The sequence below is a fragment of the Pseudomonas sp. GW822-FHT04C11 genome (assembly GCF_058800905.1).
This window is the reverse complement of record NZ_JBXAMS010000008.1, coordinates 232,218-245,419: the sequence shown is the minus strand read 5'-3', so window position 1 is coordinate 245,419 and position 13,202 is coordinate 232,218. Positions and strand designations below refer to the sequence as shown.

The window sequence follows — 13,202 nt, the reverse complement described above, 5'->3', positions numbered from 1 at the left end:
TCCCGGAAGCCGCAGTTAGCGTTCGCTGGTGGCACGCAGATTGTCTGAGGTGTAGAAGTCGCGTTTCAGACGAGGGTTGTTGGCGCTATCGGTCAGCCAGCGATGGTCGTTCTTGCCGGTTCCAATGGAGGTCATGTCGTACAGGTAGCGACCATCAACGAGGTTGTATTGCGCCTGGGCTTCCATGTCGCAGGTGCCGGTCTCGTATACCGGGATCGTGTAACCCTCGCGGACTTTCCAGATTTGCCCTTGTTTGTCGTAGTCCACCGCCATCAGCGCGTTCCAACTGTCCTCGTCGATGTAGAACAGGCGCTTCGGCGCCTGATGGCGCATGCCTTGGCGGACGGTGGCCTCGACCACCCAGACACGGTGCATTTCATAGCGGCGCGACTCGGGGGCGATGAAGTCGCGCTTGGCCACATCATCGATCTTCGCCGAGTTGTCGTAGGCGCCGAACGAGTTGTAGGGCACGAGCATTTCCTGCTTGCCGACCAGCTTCCAGTCGAAGCGATCCATCGGGCCGAAGAACACGTTGGACTCATCGATGGTGTATTGATTGTCCAGACCGATTTGCGGTGCGTCGTAGGAGTACGCCGGCATACGACGTACCCGGCGCTGGCCCGGGAAGTAATAGAACGTGGTGGCTTGCTCGCCAGCCTTGGTAGTCACCACCCCGGCCTGCCCGGCAAGGGCTGCGGGGTCGGAGTAGCTGAAGTAGGTCGCGACTTCGAGGCGATCGAATGAGGAAAACAGCGCGCTGCCCTTCACTCCCCATGGCGTGTACATGAACCAGTCGGTGGAGGTTCGTAGCCAGTCTTCACTGCCCTTGCGTGGCGAAATCCCGGAGACGGTTTTCGACATATCGAAGCCGACGCCGCGGTAGCGCATTTTCATGTTCCACATGACCTCGGCACCCGAGGTCGGAAACGGAAACGGAATGCCGGGCACGTAGGCTTCCTGCAGCGCCAGGCCGTCGCCGTCGAGCTTGGCGAAACCGACGTTCTTTTTGGTGTTTTCTGCAACGAAATCGGGTACGCCACAACTGCGACGCGTCGGGTACACATCCATCCGGTAACCCGGAATCTTTTTGAACATTTCCACCTGGCCAGGTGAAAGCTTGCTGGCGTATTTCGCGACGTTGCCCGAATCGATTCTGAACAGCGGTTTGTCGTCCTTGAACTTCCATTGCTGCCCGCGCACTTGGCCATGACTCCAGCCGGCACCCTGTGGGCCTGGTGGTGTCCAGGCCGGAATGACACCATCGGCGCTCGCCGCGACCTCGCCTCCCAGTGGGGTCAATTGGGTTCCGAGCAACGCAGGATCCTTTTCTGCCGCCTGCCCAGTACAGATAAAAGCCGATGCGGCGATGGCCGCGATCAGATGTCTGATCCCGACACCCGTAGAAACATCGGTGTCTGGGCGCTCAATCACTTTGTTCATTGGAGGATCCTCGTGGGCCTTGATCGGCAACGTGCCCGTTTTGAAAGCGGTAACACGGTGCCTGCGCTAACCTAATCAACTGACTTGATCAAATGACCAAGTCATTCGACCAAAGCAAGGCGAGTGCCAAGATTCGAGGTGTTGGAAATAGTCGTTTCTTATCAATCAATTGAGATGATATCGGGAGGGTTGGGCGCGAGATGCTCCCGCCAAAACGTATCCAAGTGTTTCGTCGGAACGCACCAAACCGGGAATTAACGAAACAGGCGTTACCATTAAGGTGCAACGGTCTCAGGACGTACGAGAGCCTCTGACGCTCTCTGTAGCGTTGCTGTAGCATCCGCTAGCGTTGACACCGCCCACAGCAGAGACGGGGCGTCAGAAATATTGGAGATTGCTGATCTATGGCCAGAATGGGCGCTGAATTACGCAGGCAGGATTTCGTCGAAGCGACGGTCAAGGTCATTGCCGAACACGGAGTCGCCAATGCAACCACCCGGCGCATCGCGTCGGCTGCCGGCTGCCCGTTGGCCTCGTTGCATTACGTGTTCCATACCAAAAACGACCTCTTCTACGCGGTCTACGAGTCTCTTTTCAACCTGCCCCATCAAGCCTTGGCGCACGTGCCTGCGGGGACTACAGCTGCTGAAACGGCCGCTGAAGTGCTTCGTCAACTGATTACGTGGTTTACCGAAAATCCTGAGGAAGCCAAGGCGCAAACCGAGCTTTTCTTCTGGGCCATGCGTAACGACCCCGGGATGGCGAGCAAGATATACGCAGTTGCCATAGAGGCGACTGAGCAAGCCTTGGAGCGCGCCATCGGTGCGGAGCTCGAAGCCCCCGTGCTGAAGGCTTCCAGTCGCTTGCTCATCCACTTGGTCGACGGTCTGACCATCGCATGGTTCGCCCATGGCGACCTGGAACGCCTTAAGGCAGAAACCGAGACGGCCTGCACTGCGCTGGCCCTGTTGGTGGCCAGTCACTGAGTCCTGGCCAGGCACGATCTTTACATGCTGCTGACCAGGTGTCCTCCATCCACCGCCAGGACGCTACCGGTCATGAACGCACCGGCATCGCTAGCAAGCAGCAGAAACGGCCCCTCCAGCTCGTACAGCTCGCCTAATCGACGCATGGGAACCTGCTCGCGAATGTAGCTGTTGCCCTTGTCGCCCTCGAAAAAGGCATCATTCATCTCTGTCTTGAAGTAGCCCGGGGCTATGGCGTTGACACGGATCCTGTAGCGCGCGAGTTCCAGCGCCAGCGACTTGGTCAGTTGCACCACACCGGCCTTGGCGGCGCAGTAGTGGCTGTAACCGGTGCTGACGCGTACTCCGAGTATCGAAGCGATGTTGACGACGCTGCCGCCACGCCCGGCCTTGACCAACCGTTGCGCGGCGACCTGGGCAACGCGCCAGACACCGTCCAGGTTGGTCGACAGCATGGCGCGCCACTCCTCTTCGCTGATCTCCAGCGGACGCTGGCCGCTACCGATCCCGGCGTTGTTGAGTACCACGTCGACCACGCCAAAATGCGCCTCGGCGGCGTCGAAGGCCGCCTCGACGCTGGCACGATCGGTGACGTCGAGGGCGACCGACAGTGCCTGGCCACTTTCCCACTCGATGTCCTTGGCCACTTGCCTAAGCCGCTCGACACGCCGCGCAGCCAGTACCACGCGAGCACCGGCACGAGCGGCAACCCGCGCCAGGTGTGCACCGATGCCGCTGGAGGCGCCGGTGATCAGCACTGTTCGGTCGGCAAGGGAAAAATTCTGGGCGAAATCGTGACTCATCAATACACCTCGAAAAGAATGGCGGCACGTCTTCCGCTGACAATGCATAGCGTGTTTTACAGGCAGGTAGGCCCTCTTCCTCCGGGGTCGGGCCAGGATGAGGTTGATGCGTGGTCACCCTCATGACTGGCCTTTCCCCGGAGAAAGAGGAATTTTTCAGATTAGTTCGATGCGGGTTCTGCCAGCAGCGACCAGACGTTCCAGCAGATCCGCCGGCCGGAACCACATCTCGCCGTATTCACCGAGCACGTGGCGATAGTGCCGGATGCCGGAAAGCACCTTGCCCAGTCCTAGCTGTTCGGCGTAGTGCATCGGACCGCCAAGATGGGCGGGAAAGCCGTAGCCGTTGATCCAGACCAGATCGATGTCGCTGGCGCGCAGGGCGATACCTTCGTCCAGCAACTGGATACCTTCGTTGATCAACATGAACAGGCAGCGGTCATGGATTTCCTGATCGTCAATGGGCCGTCGGGGAACATCCAGCTCGTCGGCAAGGCATTCCGCCAGCACGACGACCTCGTGGTCGTCCTTACGGTTGCGCCCTTCATAGAGGTAGAAACCTCGCCCGGTCTTCTGGCCGTATCGCCCCAGGGCATAGAGCTCCTCTGCGAGGCGGCAATAGCTTTCATCATGGGCAATGGCCGCGCGATTCGAGTCACGTATCAGGAAACTCACGTCGATGCCGGCAAGGTCCAGCATGCTGAAGATTCCCATGTTCAGGTCTAGCGCGGTGAGCACTCCGTCCACCTGCGCCGGTGTGGCGCCCTCCAGCAGCAGACGATGGGCTTCTCGGGCATAAGGTTCGAGCATGCGATTGCCGATGAAACCAAAGCAGACACCGGAGATCACCGGCAGTTTGCCGATACGCTTGGCAATCCTCATGGTGGTAGCCAACACGTCTGGCGCGGTGGCCTTGCCGCGGACTACTTCTAGCAGGCGCATGACATTGGCCGGACTGAAGAAATGCAGGCCAATCACATCCTGCGGGCGGGAGACGGTTGCCGCAATGGCATCGACATCGAGTGACGAAGTATTGGTAGCGAGGATGGCGCCCGGTTTGCAAACCCTTTCGAGGTTGCGGAACACCTGCTGCTTGACCTCCATCTTTTCGAACACCGCCTCGATCACCAGGTCGGCGTCAGTCAGGTCCTCGTAGTCAAGGGTGCCAAACAGCAGATCCATCCGTTGTTCCAGTTGTTCGGCGGTCATCTTTCCACGCCTGACGCTGATCTCGTAGTTCTTGCGGATCTGCATCAGGCCGTGATCCAGCGCATCACCCTTGAGTTCAAGCAAGGCTACAGGGATACCAGCGTTGGCGAAGTTCATGGCAATGCCACCACCCATGGTACCGGCTCCGACTATCGCAACCTTGTCGATCTTACGCAGCGTAATGTCGGCCTCGATGCCAGGAATGCGTCCGGCCTCGCGCTCAGCGAAGAACACATGGCGAAGCGCTTTCGACTGACGGGAAGCTTCGGCCTGCTTGAATAGTGTCAACTCTCGGGCCAGCCCCTCCTCCAGTGGCAGCAGGCAGGCGGCTTCCAGCGCAGAGAGCACCAGGCGCGGGGCCAGACGGCTATTCCAGCGAGGTTCATGTTCGGCACGATAGCGAGCGAGGAAATCGTCCGGCAAGTCCTCAGCCGGCTTCGGCCAGGCCTCTGCCGGCCGCGCTGGGGCGTAGCAGTCGATAAGCTCCCTGGCATAAGCGCGCGCCTCATCCAGCAACTGCTCGGCACTGGTGGCAATGCGGTCGAGGATTCCCAACATGCGAGCGCGTTCGGCGTCTATCTGTTCACCCGAAAGAATCAGATTCAGTGCCGATTCAGCGCCGATAAGCCTTGGCAGGCGCTGGGTCCCGCCAGCGCCGGGTAACAGGCCCAGGTTTATTTCCGACAAACCAACTCGAGTGCCCGGCTCACCCATCCGGTATCCACAGGCTAGGGCCAGCTCCAGGGCGCCACCCAGCGCCAGCGTACCAATCGCAGCAATCAGTGGTTTGTGGATCTCGGTCAGGCGTACCAGCGTGCTAGGCAGGTCCGGCTCAGCAAAACAGGCATCGGTGCCGAATTCCATAATATCGGCGCCGACGCTAAACAGGCCGTGCTCACCATAGAGAATAATGGCCTGCACGCTGATGTCAGCAGCAGCGCGTTCGCAGGCGTCAATGATGGCGGCGCGCAGAGATTGGCCGAGTGCGTTGACCGGCGGACAGTCCAGGCCGATCAGGGCCAAACCGTCTTCGAGACGGTAGTGGATCAGGTCGCACATTGGGGATCCTTAAGTTGCGTTAACAGGACTTCAAAAAAAGGGCTGATTGCCGGCGCAGAGCAAGCGCAAGTGCGCTCGTTGGCCTCTGGTCGTCAAAAATTTCTGAAGACTTCGCCGATGCTGGCAACTGGATAATTCGACTGAGAGCTGGCGACGCGGCCCGAAACCGCTGAACCAAAGGCGCCAAATGAACCCAGTGAGTAGAAGGAATAGATGGAGTAAACGGCGAGAGACATAAACGCCATGGCCAGGCACGAAAAAAGGAATGGGCGCATCGAAAACCTCCGTCATTCGGCTGAAGCCGAATGCAGCGTCTTTTGTTATTGGGAGCTTCGATTCTGGGCACCGGCAGATGCAAAAGCTTGGCAGATCACGCCATAGATTGTGCAGATCATGACACTCAAGAGCGTCTGTATCCCTGTGACTGTGAGGTGTGACAGGTTAGAAACAAGGCCAACGTTTTGCTCATGAGTTCGGTGAGCGAATAATGTCTCAAATGAAGTATTTTCCTCCTGTTTTGTCGTTTTCGTTGAAGCAATGAGCTTTTCCGGCACAATGCTTGCCATTGAAATTTGATCCGAGACTTCCTGATGTCCCTGACTCCCCAAGACGAAAGACTCATCAAGGCGTTGGCTCTGGCCATCGTTGATCGCCCTCGGGCGACGCTCAAGGAACTGGCTGAAGCCGCTGGAGTGAGCAAGGCCACCCTGCACCGCTTCTGCGGCACCCGTGACAACTTGGTGCAGATGATGGAAAGCCACGGTGAGACGGTGCTGAACCAGATCACCACCACGACCGACCTGTTGCACGGCGAGCCGGTGCAGGCGCTGCGTAGTTTGATCAATGAGCATTTGGCGCATCGTGAAATGCTGGTTTTCCTGCTCTTTCAATATCGCCCCGACACCTTCCCGGTAAATGGTGAGGGCGACCGTTGGCAATCTTATGCCGATGCCCTTGATGCATTCTTTCTGCGCGGCCAGCAATTGGGTGCCTTCCGCATCGATGTCACCGCAGCGGTCTTCACCGAACTGTTCCTGACCATGATCTTCGGCATGGTCGATGCCGAGCGCCGTGGGCGCGCGGCCAGTGCCAACTCGGCCAATGTGCTGGAACAGATGTTCCTGCATGGCGCTGCCGGTGCAGCACGTCCCCAATAACCCCCACCCTGCTCTCCTGCAAAAAAAACCCCGTGACCTATCGGTCTACGGGGCTAAAAAAAGGTTGGATGCGCCAACCCAAAGGAGCTCTTGCCAGGATTTATCTGACGCTTGCTTGCGGTGACCATCCCCCGCCCAGCGAACGGAACAGATCGACCAAGGCAATCTGCCGCTGAGTGCTGACCTCGATAAAGGCCGTCTCGTTGACGAAGCTGGTGCGCTGGGCATCGAGGTAACGCAGGTGACTGTCGATGCCACCTTCATAACGGGCCTTGGCCAGTTTCAGTGTCTCGCTGCTGGTATTCGCCAATGCGCGCCGAGCCGCCTCCTCCCGGCGCAAGGTGTCGGTAGCGGCCAGTGCATCGGCGACCTCGCGAAACGCCGTTTGAATCGCGCCCTCATACGCCGCCACGGCCGAGTCCTTGCGGGCTTCGGCCAGACTCAGCCCTGCACTGTTGCGGCCGGCATCAAACAACGGCAGCGACAGGTTCGGCACAAAACTCCAGGACCGTGAGCCACCGTCGAACAAGCCGGACATTTGCGCGCTGGAAGTGCCGAAGCTCCCCGTCAGACTGATGCGCGGAAAGAACGCCGCACGTGCAGCGCCAATGTCGGCATTGCGTGCCTGCAGACGATGCTCGGCGGCGAGAATGTCCGGTCGGCGTTCGATCAGCGTCGACGTGGTGTCAGGCGCGATGTCTTGAACCAGCATCGGCTCCTTCTGCAACCGTTCGGGAATCGACTTCGCCGCATCTTTGGTGCCGAGCAACAGAACCAGCGCGTTAAAAGCCTGTTGTTTCTGCCGCAGATTACTTTCCTGTTCTGCGCGCGATTGCTCCACCAGTCCCAGTGCTTCCTGGTAATCCAGCGCGGTCGCTGTACCGTTCGAGCGGCGCTGGCTGATCAGGACAAACGAGTACTCGCGGCTGATCAGGGTTTGTTGCGTCAGATCCAGGCGACGCTGGGCGCCATCGTGAACCAGATAAGCCTGGCTGACTTCGGCGATCAGTGCGATCTGCGCCGCGCGTGCGGCTTCTTCGGTGGCCAGGTACTCTTGCAATGCTGAGTCACTGAGGCTCTTCACCCGGCCAAACAGGTCCAGCTCGTATTCGGGCAGCGACAAACCGACCTGATAGCTGCTGGCAACCCCCGCCCGGCCGTCACTAGCCAGGTCCGCCGGCAAGCGCTGGCGATTGCCCGCTGCGCGGGCATTCAACCCCGGTACCCGGTCGGCCCGCTGGATGCGGTATTGCGCCCGGGCTTGCTCGATATCCAGAAGCGTCTGGCGCAGTGAGCGGTTGTTGTCCAGAGCGATCACCACCAGGCGGCGCAAGTCGGGATCGACGATAAACGTCTGCCACACCAGTTGTTTGATCGGACTGCCGCGCTCGGCGGACTCACTCGTCCAGTTGTCTGCAACCGGCGCGACGGGCCGCTCATAAGTGGGCGCCAGCGAACAACCGCCCAGCAGCATGGCGATCACCAGCGTAGAAAAAGCTGAAATACGCATGAGTCACTCCTGAGTCAAAGCGGGTTGTTCAATGGGGGCCGGTTTACTGCGCAGCATCGACAGCACCCAGACAAAACAGATCGGTACGAACAGCACACCCAGCAAAGTCGCGCTGAGCATGCCGCCGATCACGCCAGTACCAATTGCACGCTGGCTCGCCGCGCCCGCACCGGTTGCCAACGCCAGCGGCACCACACCGAGAATGAAAGCCATGGAGGTCATGACAATCGGTCGGAAGCGCAGGCGTGCGGCCTCAATGGCTGCGTCGCGTAGGCTGTAACCCTTCTCCCAGAGCTCTTTGGCGAACTCGACGATGAGAATCGCGTTCTTCGCCGCCAGACCGATGATGGTGATCAGGCCAACCTTGAAGTACACGTCGTTGGGCAGCCCGACGACCATGACCGCAAGTACCGCACCAATCGCGCCGATTGGAACAATCAGCATCACCGTCAACGGAATCGCCCAGCTCTCGTAGAGCGCCACCAGCAACAGGAACACCACGAGGATGGCGAGCGCGAACAGTTGCGTCGCCTGGCCACTGGAGACCTTTTCCTGATAGGACAGACCGGTCCATTCGTAGCTAAAACCCGCCGGCAACTGCGCGGCGATTCGCTCCATTTCTGCCATCGCCTGACCAGTACTGAAACCGGGTGCCGCATCACCAACGATACGGATCGTCGGATAGCCGTTATAGCGCACCACTTGCACCGGCCCTTCCTCCCAGTGGGTGGTGACGAAGGCGCTGAGCGGCACCAGATCGCCCGCACTGTTATGCACGTACAGTTTGAGTACGCTTTCCGGGGTCATCCGGTCGCCCTGCTCAGCCTGCACCACCACACGCTGCTGACGGCCGGCGTTGGTGAAGTCGTTGATCACCTCCGAACCGAATGCGGCTGATAATGCACTGCTGATCGACTCGAAACTCACACCCAGGGTGCGGGCCTTGTCACGGTCGATCACCACCCGCAATTGCGGCGACTCGGCCAGGCCTTCCATCATTGCGTAGAGGATTTTCGGGTTGCCATTGGCCTGCCCGAGCAACTGGTCGCGGGCTGCGATCAATGCTTCGCGGCCCAGGCCGGCGCGATCCTGCAGGCGAAGCGCAAAACCACCGGAGTTCCCCAGGCCATCAATCGGTGGCGGAGGCACCGCCATCACTGCGCCGTCGTTGGTCACGGCAAATTGCTCGTTCAGCGCCATGACTTCCGCCATGGCCGATTGATCTTCGCCACGCAGCGACCAATCCTTGAACACCGGGAATGCCAGCGCCGCGTTGTCGCCCATCCCGGAAAAGCTGAAGCCTGATACCAGAAAAGTCGACTTGACCGCCTCACGGGAGGCGAGATACCGCTCCAGTTGTTCACCGGTGGCTTCGGTACGAGTACGGGTCGCGCCCGGCGGCAACTGGACGTCGACGATCATGTAGCCTTGGTCCTCCACGGGCACAAACGACTCCGGCAAGCGCAGATAGAAGTAACCGAGCATCGCGATAATGCCCACGTACACCAACATCATCCGGCCGGCACGCGACACCAGCCCGTTGTTCAGGATCGAGTAACGCTCGGTGAGCCGGGCAAAGCCACGGTTGAAGGCGCCGAAGAAACCGCGTTTCTCATGGTGTCCCTGAGGAATCGGCTTGAGCAGCGTGGCACACAGCGCCGGAGTGAACGTCAGCGCCAGGAAGCCCGAGAACAGAATCGATACCGCCAGCGACACCGAGAACTGTTGGTAGATCACACCCACCGAGCCGGACATGAACGCCAGTGGCATGAACACCGCCGACAGCACCAAGGTGATGCCGATGATCGCTCCCGATACTTGCCCCATCGCTTTGACTGTGGCGTCGACCGGAGACAGCCCCTCCTCGGCCATGATCCGTTCAACGTTCTCCACTACTACGATGGCGTCGTCCACCAGAATGCCGATCGCGAGCACCATGCCGAACATGGTCATCATGTTCACCGAGAAGCCCAGCAGGTACATCATCAGCAGTGTGCCCAGCAGACACACCGGCACCACAATCGACGGGATCAACGTGTAGCGGATGTTCTGCAAGAACAGGAACATCACGAGGAATACCAGCACCATCGCCTCGATCAAGGTATGGATCACCTTCTCGATAGCGACATCGACGAAACGCGAAGTGTCATAGGGTACGGAATATTCCACGTCGTCCGGGAAGTAGGCCGACAGTTCGGCCAGGCGTTCCTTGACTGCCGTCGCGGTCTGGATCGCGTTGGCGCCGGGGGACAACTGGATCGCCGCCGCCACCGCCGGTCTGCCGTTCAGACGCGAGTTGAAGTTGTAACTCTCCTGGCCGACTTCCACGCGAGCGACATCCGCCAGTTTGACCGTCGAGCCGTCCTCGTTGGCGCGCAGAACGATGCGTGCGAATTCTTCCGGATTATCCAGAGTACCTTTCACCGCCAGCGTGGCAGTCAGTTCCTGCTGGCTGCTGGTCGGCGTACTGCCGAAGCTGCCGGCCGGCACCTGCACGTTTTGCCCGCGGATGGCTGTACTCACGTCATCAATAGACAGCCCGTAACCCACCAGTTTCTGCGGGTCGATCCAGATGCGCATGGCAGCTTCAGAAGAGAAGAATTGCAGCTTGCCGACGCCGGGTACCCGGCGCAGTTCGTTGTTGATGTTGCGCGCGGCATAGTCACCCAGAGCGGTCGTATCGCTGTGCTGGGTGCCTTCCTTGTAGTTGAGCGCATAGATCAGCAGGAAACCGGCGCTGGTCTGTTCCACCTCCAGCCCTTGGGTGAGCACGGCTTGGGGCATGCGTGCTTCGGCCTTTTTCAGGCGGTTTTGCACGTCAACCTGGGCGAGCTGCGGATCAGTGCCGGGCTGGAACGTAACAGCAATCTCGGCGATGCCGTTGGAGTTGTTGGTCGACTCGAAATACAGCAGGTTCTTGGCACCATTGAGCGACTCCTCGATCACGCTGGTGACCGAGTCCACCAGCACTTTCGCAGAGGCACCGGGATAGGTCGCCGTCACCTTGATTTGCGGCGGGGCAACGTTGGGATACTGCGCCACCGGCAGCATCGGGATGACCAGCAGACCGGCCAGAGAGATGAACAACGCCATCACCCAGGCAAAGTTCGGGCGCTTGATGAAAAACTGAGACATCGGAAAATCCTCGCGGCGACTGCGCCCTTACTGTTTCGACTCAGGCGACTGAGCCTGGGCGTGGGATTGGCCAGGCGCGACCTTGGCACCCGGTTGCAGACCGGCAAGGCCGCCGACAATCAGTTGATCGCCCGCTTTCAATCCCTCACTGATCTGCCAGCGAGAACCCTGCATGGCACCGGTGACCACATTGCGTGACTCGACCCGGTTGTCTGCGCCGACCACCATCACCTGGGCGCCGCCATCGCTGCCGCGTTGCACCGATCGTTGCGGCACGAGAATGGCCTGGTTGTCAGTACCTTGTGGCGTGCGCACGCGCACGAACATTCCCGGCAATAAGACGCCGTCGGTATTGGCGAACTTGCCGCGCAACGACACTTGGCCGGTGCCGCGATCTACCGCAACGTCGGTAAACATCAGCGCGCCCTGGCGCTCGTAAGGTGTGCCCTCGACCCGAATCGACAGCGCTTTGTTGTCGTCGGCGGAGAGTTTTCCGCCCTTGAGCGATTCGCGCAGACGCAGCGCATCGGCAGCAGACTGGGTGAAATCGACATAGACCGGATCAAGTTGCTGAATCCGCGCCATCAACGTCGCATCACCCTGGCCAACCAAAGCCCCTTCGGTTACCAGCGCGCGGCCGACTCGGCCGGAAATCGGTGCAGTTACCGAGGCATAACCGAGGTTCAACCGGGCGCTTTGCAGATCGGCCTGGGCCGAACGGGTTGCCGCCTGAGCGCTTCGCAGGTCGGCCATGGCACTGTCAAAATCCTGTTGGCTGACCGCCTCGATCTTCACCAGCGGTTCATAGCGTTTGACCCGCGCCTGTGCCTCAAGCACAACGGACTGGGTGCGAGCCAACTCACCCTCGGCGCGCGATAAAGCCGCTTTGAGCGGTGCCGGGTCGATCTGGAACAGCAGGTCTCCGGCTTTGACGTCAGCGCCCTCTTCAAAACGCTTTTGCATCACGATGCCGGGCACCCGTGCACGCACTTCGGCGACCCGCATCGGTTCCACCCTACCCGGGAGTTCCGAAGTCAGCGCCAGAGGCTCAGTCTTCACCGCCACCACTTCTACCGGGCGCGCCACTTCGGCCACACCCGCTTGATCATTCGCCGGCCCACATCCGGCCAGCGCAATGGCTGCTGCCAGCGAGCCCGCCATCCCTACTGCACGCAAATTGCCCATAACTCACCCAAAGCTTGATTGAATTTGGTGCGAATGCTACTTTCAAAATCCTAATGAGTCAATATTGTCTCATATGAGAAATATGAGAACCTTGTATGAACATCGCTTGAGGCTTGGTGATGACCCCGATTTCCCATGAAGAACATCTGCTCAAGACGCTGACCGTGGCGGTCGTCAACCGGCCGCGGGCGACGATGAAGGAGTTGGCGCAATTGGCAGGCGTAAGCAAGGCGACCCTGCACCGCTTCTGCGGAACACGGGAAAATCTGGGGCAGCGACTGGAGGAATACGCCGAAGGTACGCTCAATCTGATTATCCGCAGCGCTGGTTTACAGCACCGGGAACCGCTGGACGCGCTACGTCGATTGATCCGGGAGCACCTGGCCCACCGCGAACTGCTGGCCTTTCTGATGGCGCAATACCGCCCTGACTTCCTCGACTTCGAACGGGGTGACACACGCTGGCAGTTTTACCTGGAGGCGCTGGATGGGTTCTTCCTGAAAGGTCAGCAAAAAGGGCTGTTTCGCATCGACATCACCGCGGCGATTTTTACCGAGCTGTTCATCACGCTGGTCTACGGCCTGGTGGATGCCGAACAGCGCGGGCGTGCAGCCAACGCCGATTCGGCACGAACGCTTGAGCAGATGTTCCTGCATGGAGCGCTGTCTGGCGGCGAGTTCCGCGAGCGCTCATCTGTGCAGGAAAGAACGCTTTAGTC

9 protein-coding genes are annotated in these 13,202 nt (G+C 59.7%); 3 read left to right on the top strand and 6 right to left on the bottom strand.

Annotation, left to right across the window (positions count from 1 at the left end; translation table 11 throughout):
- Nucleotides 1-15 precede the first annotated feature (15 nt).
- A complete protein-coding gene (locus tag AC1RJ3_RS15915) occupies nt 16-1,440 on the bottom strand; it encodes a DUF1329 domain-containing protein (protein ID WP_103318874.1) in 1,425 nt (474 codons plus the stop codon).
- A 404-nt stretch (nt 1,441-1,844) separates the two neighbouring features.
- Here AC1RJ3_RS15915 and AC1RJ3_RS15910 point away from each other — a divergent pair, with 404 nt between their 5' ends.
- On the top strand, nt 1,845-2,426 hold the full coding sequence (locus tag AC1RJ3_RS15910) for a TetR/AcrR family transcriptional regulator (protein WP_177474721.1): 582 nt from the start codon (nt 1,845-1,847) through the stop codon (nt 2,424-2,426).
- 20 nt (nt 2,427-2,446) lie between these two features.
- Here AC1RJ3_RS15910 and AC1RJ3_RS15905 read toward each other — a convergent pair whose 3' ends face one another.
- On the bottom strand, nt 2,447-3,229 hold the full coding sequence (locus AC1RJ3_RS15905; protein WP_493079464.1) for an SDR family NAD(P)-dependent oxidoreductase: 783 nt from the start codon (nt 3,227-3,229) through the stop codon (nt 2,447-2,449).
- Nucleotides 3,230-3,385: 156 nt separating this feature from the next.
- Nucleotides 3,386-5,497 (bottom strand): 3-hydroxyacyl-CoA dehydrogenase NAD-binding domain-containing protein, encoded by a 2,112-nt coding sequence (locus AC1RJ3_RS15900; protein WP_493079463.1) that lies wholly within the window; start codon nt 5,495-5,497, stop codon nt 3,386-3,388.
- 590 nt (nt 5,498-6,087) lie between these two features.
- Between AC1RJ3_RS15900 and AC1RJ3_RS15895 the strand changes: the two genes are divergently transcribed.
- Nucleotides 6,088-6,654 carry a TetR/AcrR family transcriptional regulator gene (locus tag AC1RJ3_RS15895; RefSeq protein ID WP_493079462.1) on the top strand — a complete coding sequence of 189 codons (567 nt, stop codon included), beginning with the start codon at nt 6,088-6,090 and terminating at the stop codon, nt 6,652-6,654.
- Between the two features lie 100 nt (nt 6,655-6,754).
- Here the strand turns inward: AC1RJ3_RS15895 and AC1RJ3_RS15890 are convergent, their stop codons facing one another.
- The 3 genes from AC1RJ3_RS15890 to AC1RJ3_RS15880 are packed head-to-tail and all read right to left on the bottom strand — an operon-like array spanning nt 6,755 to nt 12,484.
- Complete coding sequence (locus tag AC1RJ3_RS15890; RefSeq protein WP_493079461.1) at nt 6,755-8,164, bottom strand: efflux transporter outer membrane subunit; 1,410 nt, start codon at nt 8,162-8,164, stop codon at nt 6,755-6,757.
- A gap of 3 nt (nt 8,165-8,167) precedes the next feature.
- Nucleotides 8,168-11,299 (bottom strand): multidrug efflux RND transporter permease subunit, encoded by a 3,132-nt coding sequence (locus AC1RJ3_RS15885; protein WP_493079460.1) that lies wholly within the window; start codon nt 11,297-11,299, stop codon nt 8,168-8,170.
- Between the two features lie 27 nt (nt 11,300-11,326).
- The gene (locus tag AC1RJ3_RS15880; RefSeq protein ID WP_493079459.1) at nt 11,327-12,484 is read right to left on the bottom strand and encodes a MexC family multidrug efflux RND transporter periplasmic adaptor subunit; all 1,158 of its coding nucleotides are present in this window, start codon (nt 12,482-12,484) and stop codon (nt 11,327-11,329) included.
- 119 nt (nt 12,485-12,603) lie between these two features.
- On the opposite strand from AC1RJ3_RS15880, the gene AC1RJ3_RS15875 reads away from it, so the two are divergent.
- The gene (locus AC1RJ3_RS15875; protein WP_493079458.1) at nt 12,604-13,200 is read left to right on the top strand and encodes a TetR/AcrR family transcriptional regulator; all 597 of its coding nucleotides are present in this window, start codon (nt 12,604-12,606) and stop codon (nt 13,198-13,200) included.
- The last annotated feature ends 2 nt before the right edge of the window (nt 13,201-13,202 follow it).

Bases quoted from the DNA above. Each gene is read 5' to 3' on its own strand.
- AC1RJ3_RS15915 (WP_103318874.1), bottom strand. From the start codon at position 1,440: ATGAACAAAGTGATTGAGCGCCCAGACACCGATGTTTCTACGGGTGTC.
- AC1RJ3_RS15910 (WP_177474721.1), top strand. From the start codon at position 1,845: ATGGCCAGAATGGGCGCTGAATTACGCAGGCAGGATTTCGTCGAAGCG.
- AC1RJ3_RS15905 (WP_493079464.1), bottom strand. From the start codon at position 3,229: ATGAGTCACGATTTCGCCCAGAATTTTTCCCTTGCCGACCGAACAGTG.
- AC1RJ3_RS15900 (WP_493079463.1), bottom strand. From the start codon at position 5,497: ATGTGCGACCTGATCCACTACCGTCTCGAAGACGGTTTGGCCCTGATC.
- AC1RJ3_RS15895 (WP_493079462.1), top strand. From the start codon at position 6,088: ATGTCCCTGACTCCCCAAGACGAAAGACTCATCAAGGCGTTGGCTCTG.
- AC1RJ3_RS15890 (WP_493079461.1), bottom strand. From the start codon at position 8,164: ATGCGTATTTCAGCTTTTTCTACGCTGGTGATCGCCATGCTGCTGGGC.
- AC1RJ3_RS15885 (WP_493079460.1), bottom strand. From the start codon at position 11,299: ATGTCTCAGTTTTTCATCAAGCGCCCGAACTTTGCCTGGGTGATGGCG.
- AC1RJ3_RS15880 (WP_493079459.1), bottom strand. From the start codon at position 12,484: ATGGGCAATTTGCGTGCAGTAGGGATGGCGGGCTCGCTGGCAGCAGCC.
- AC1RJ3_RS15875 (WP_493079458.1), top strand. From the start codon at position 12,604: ATGACCCCGATTTCCCATGAAGAACATCTGCTCAAGACGCTGACCGTG.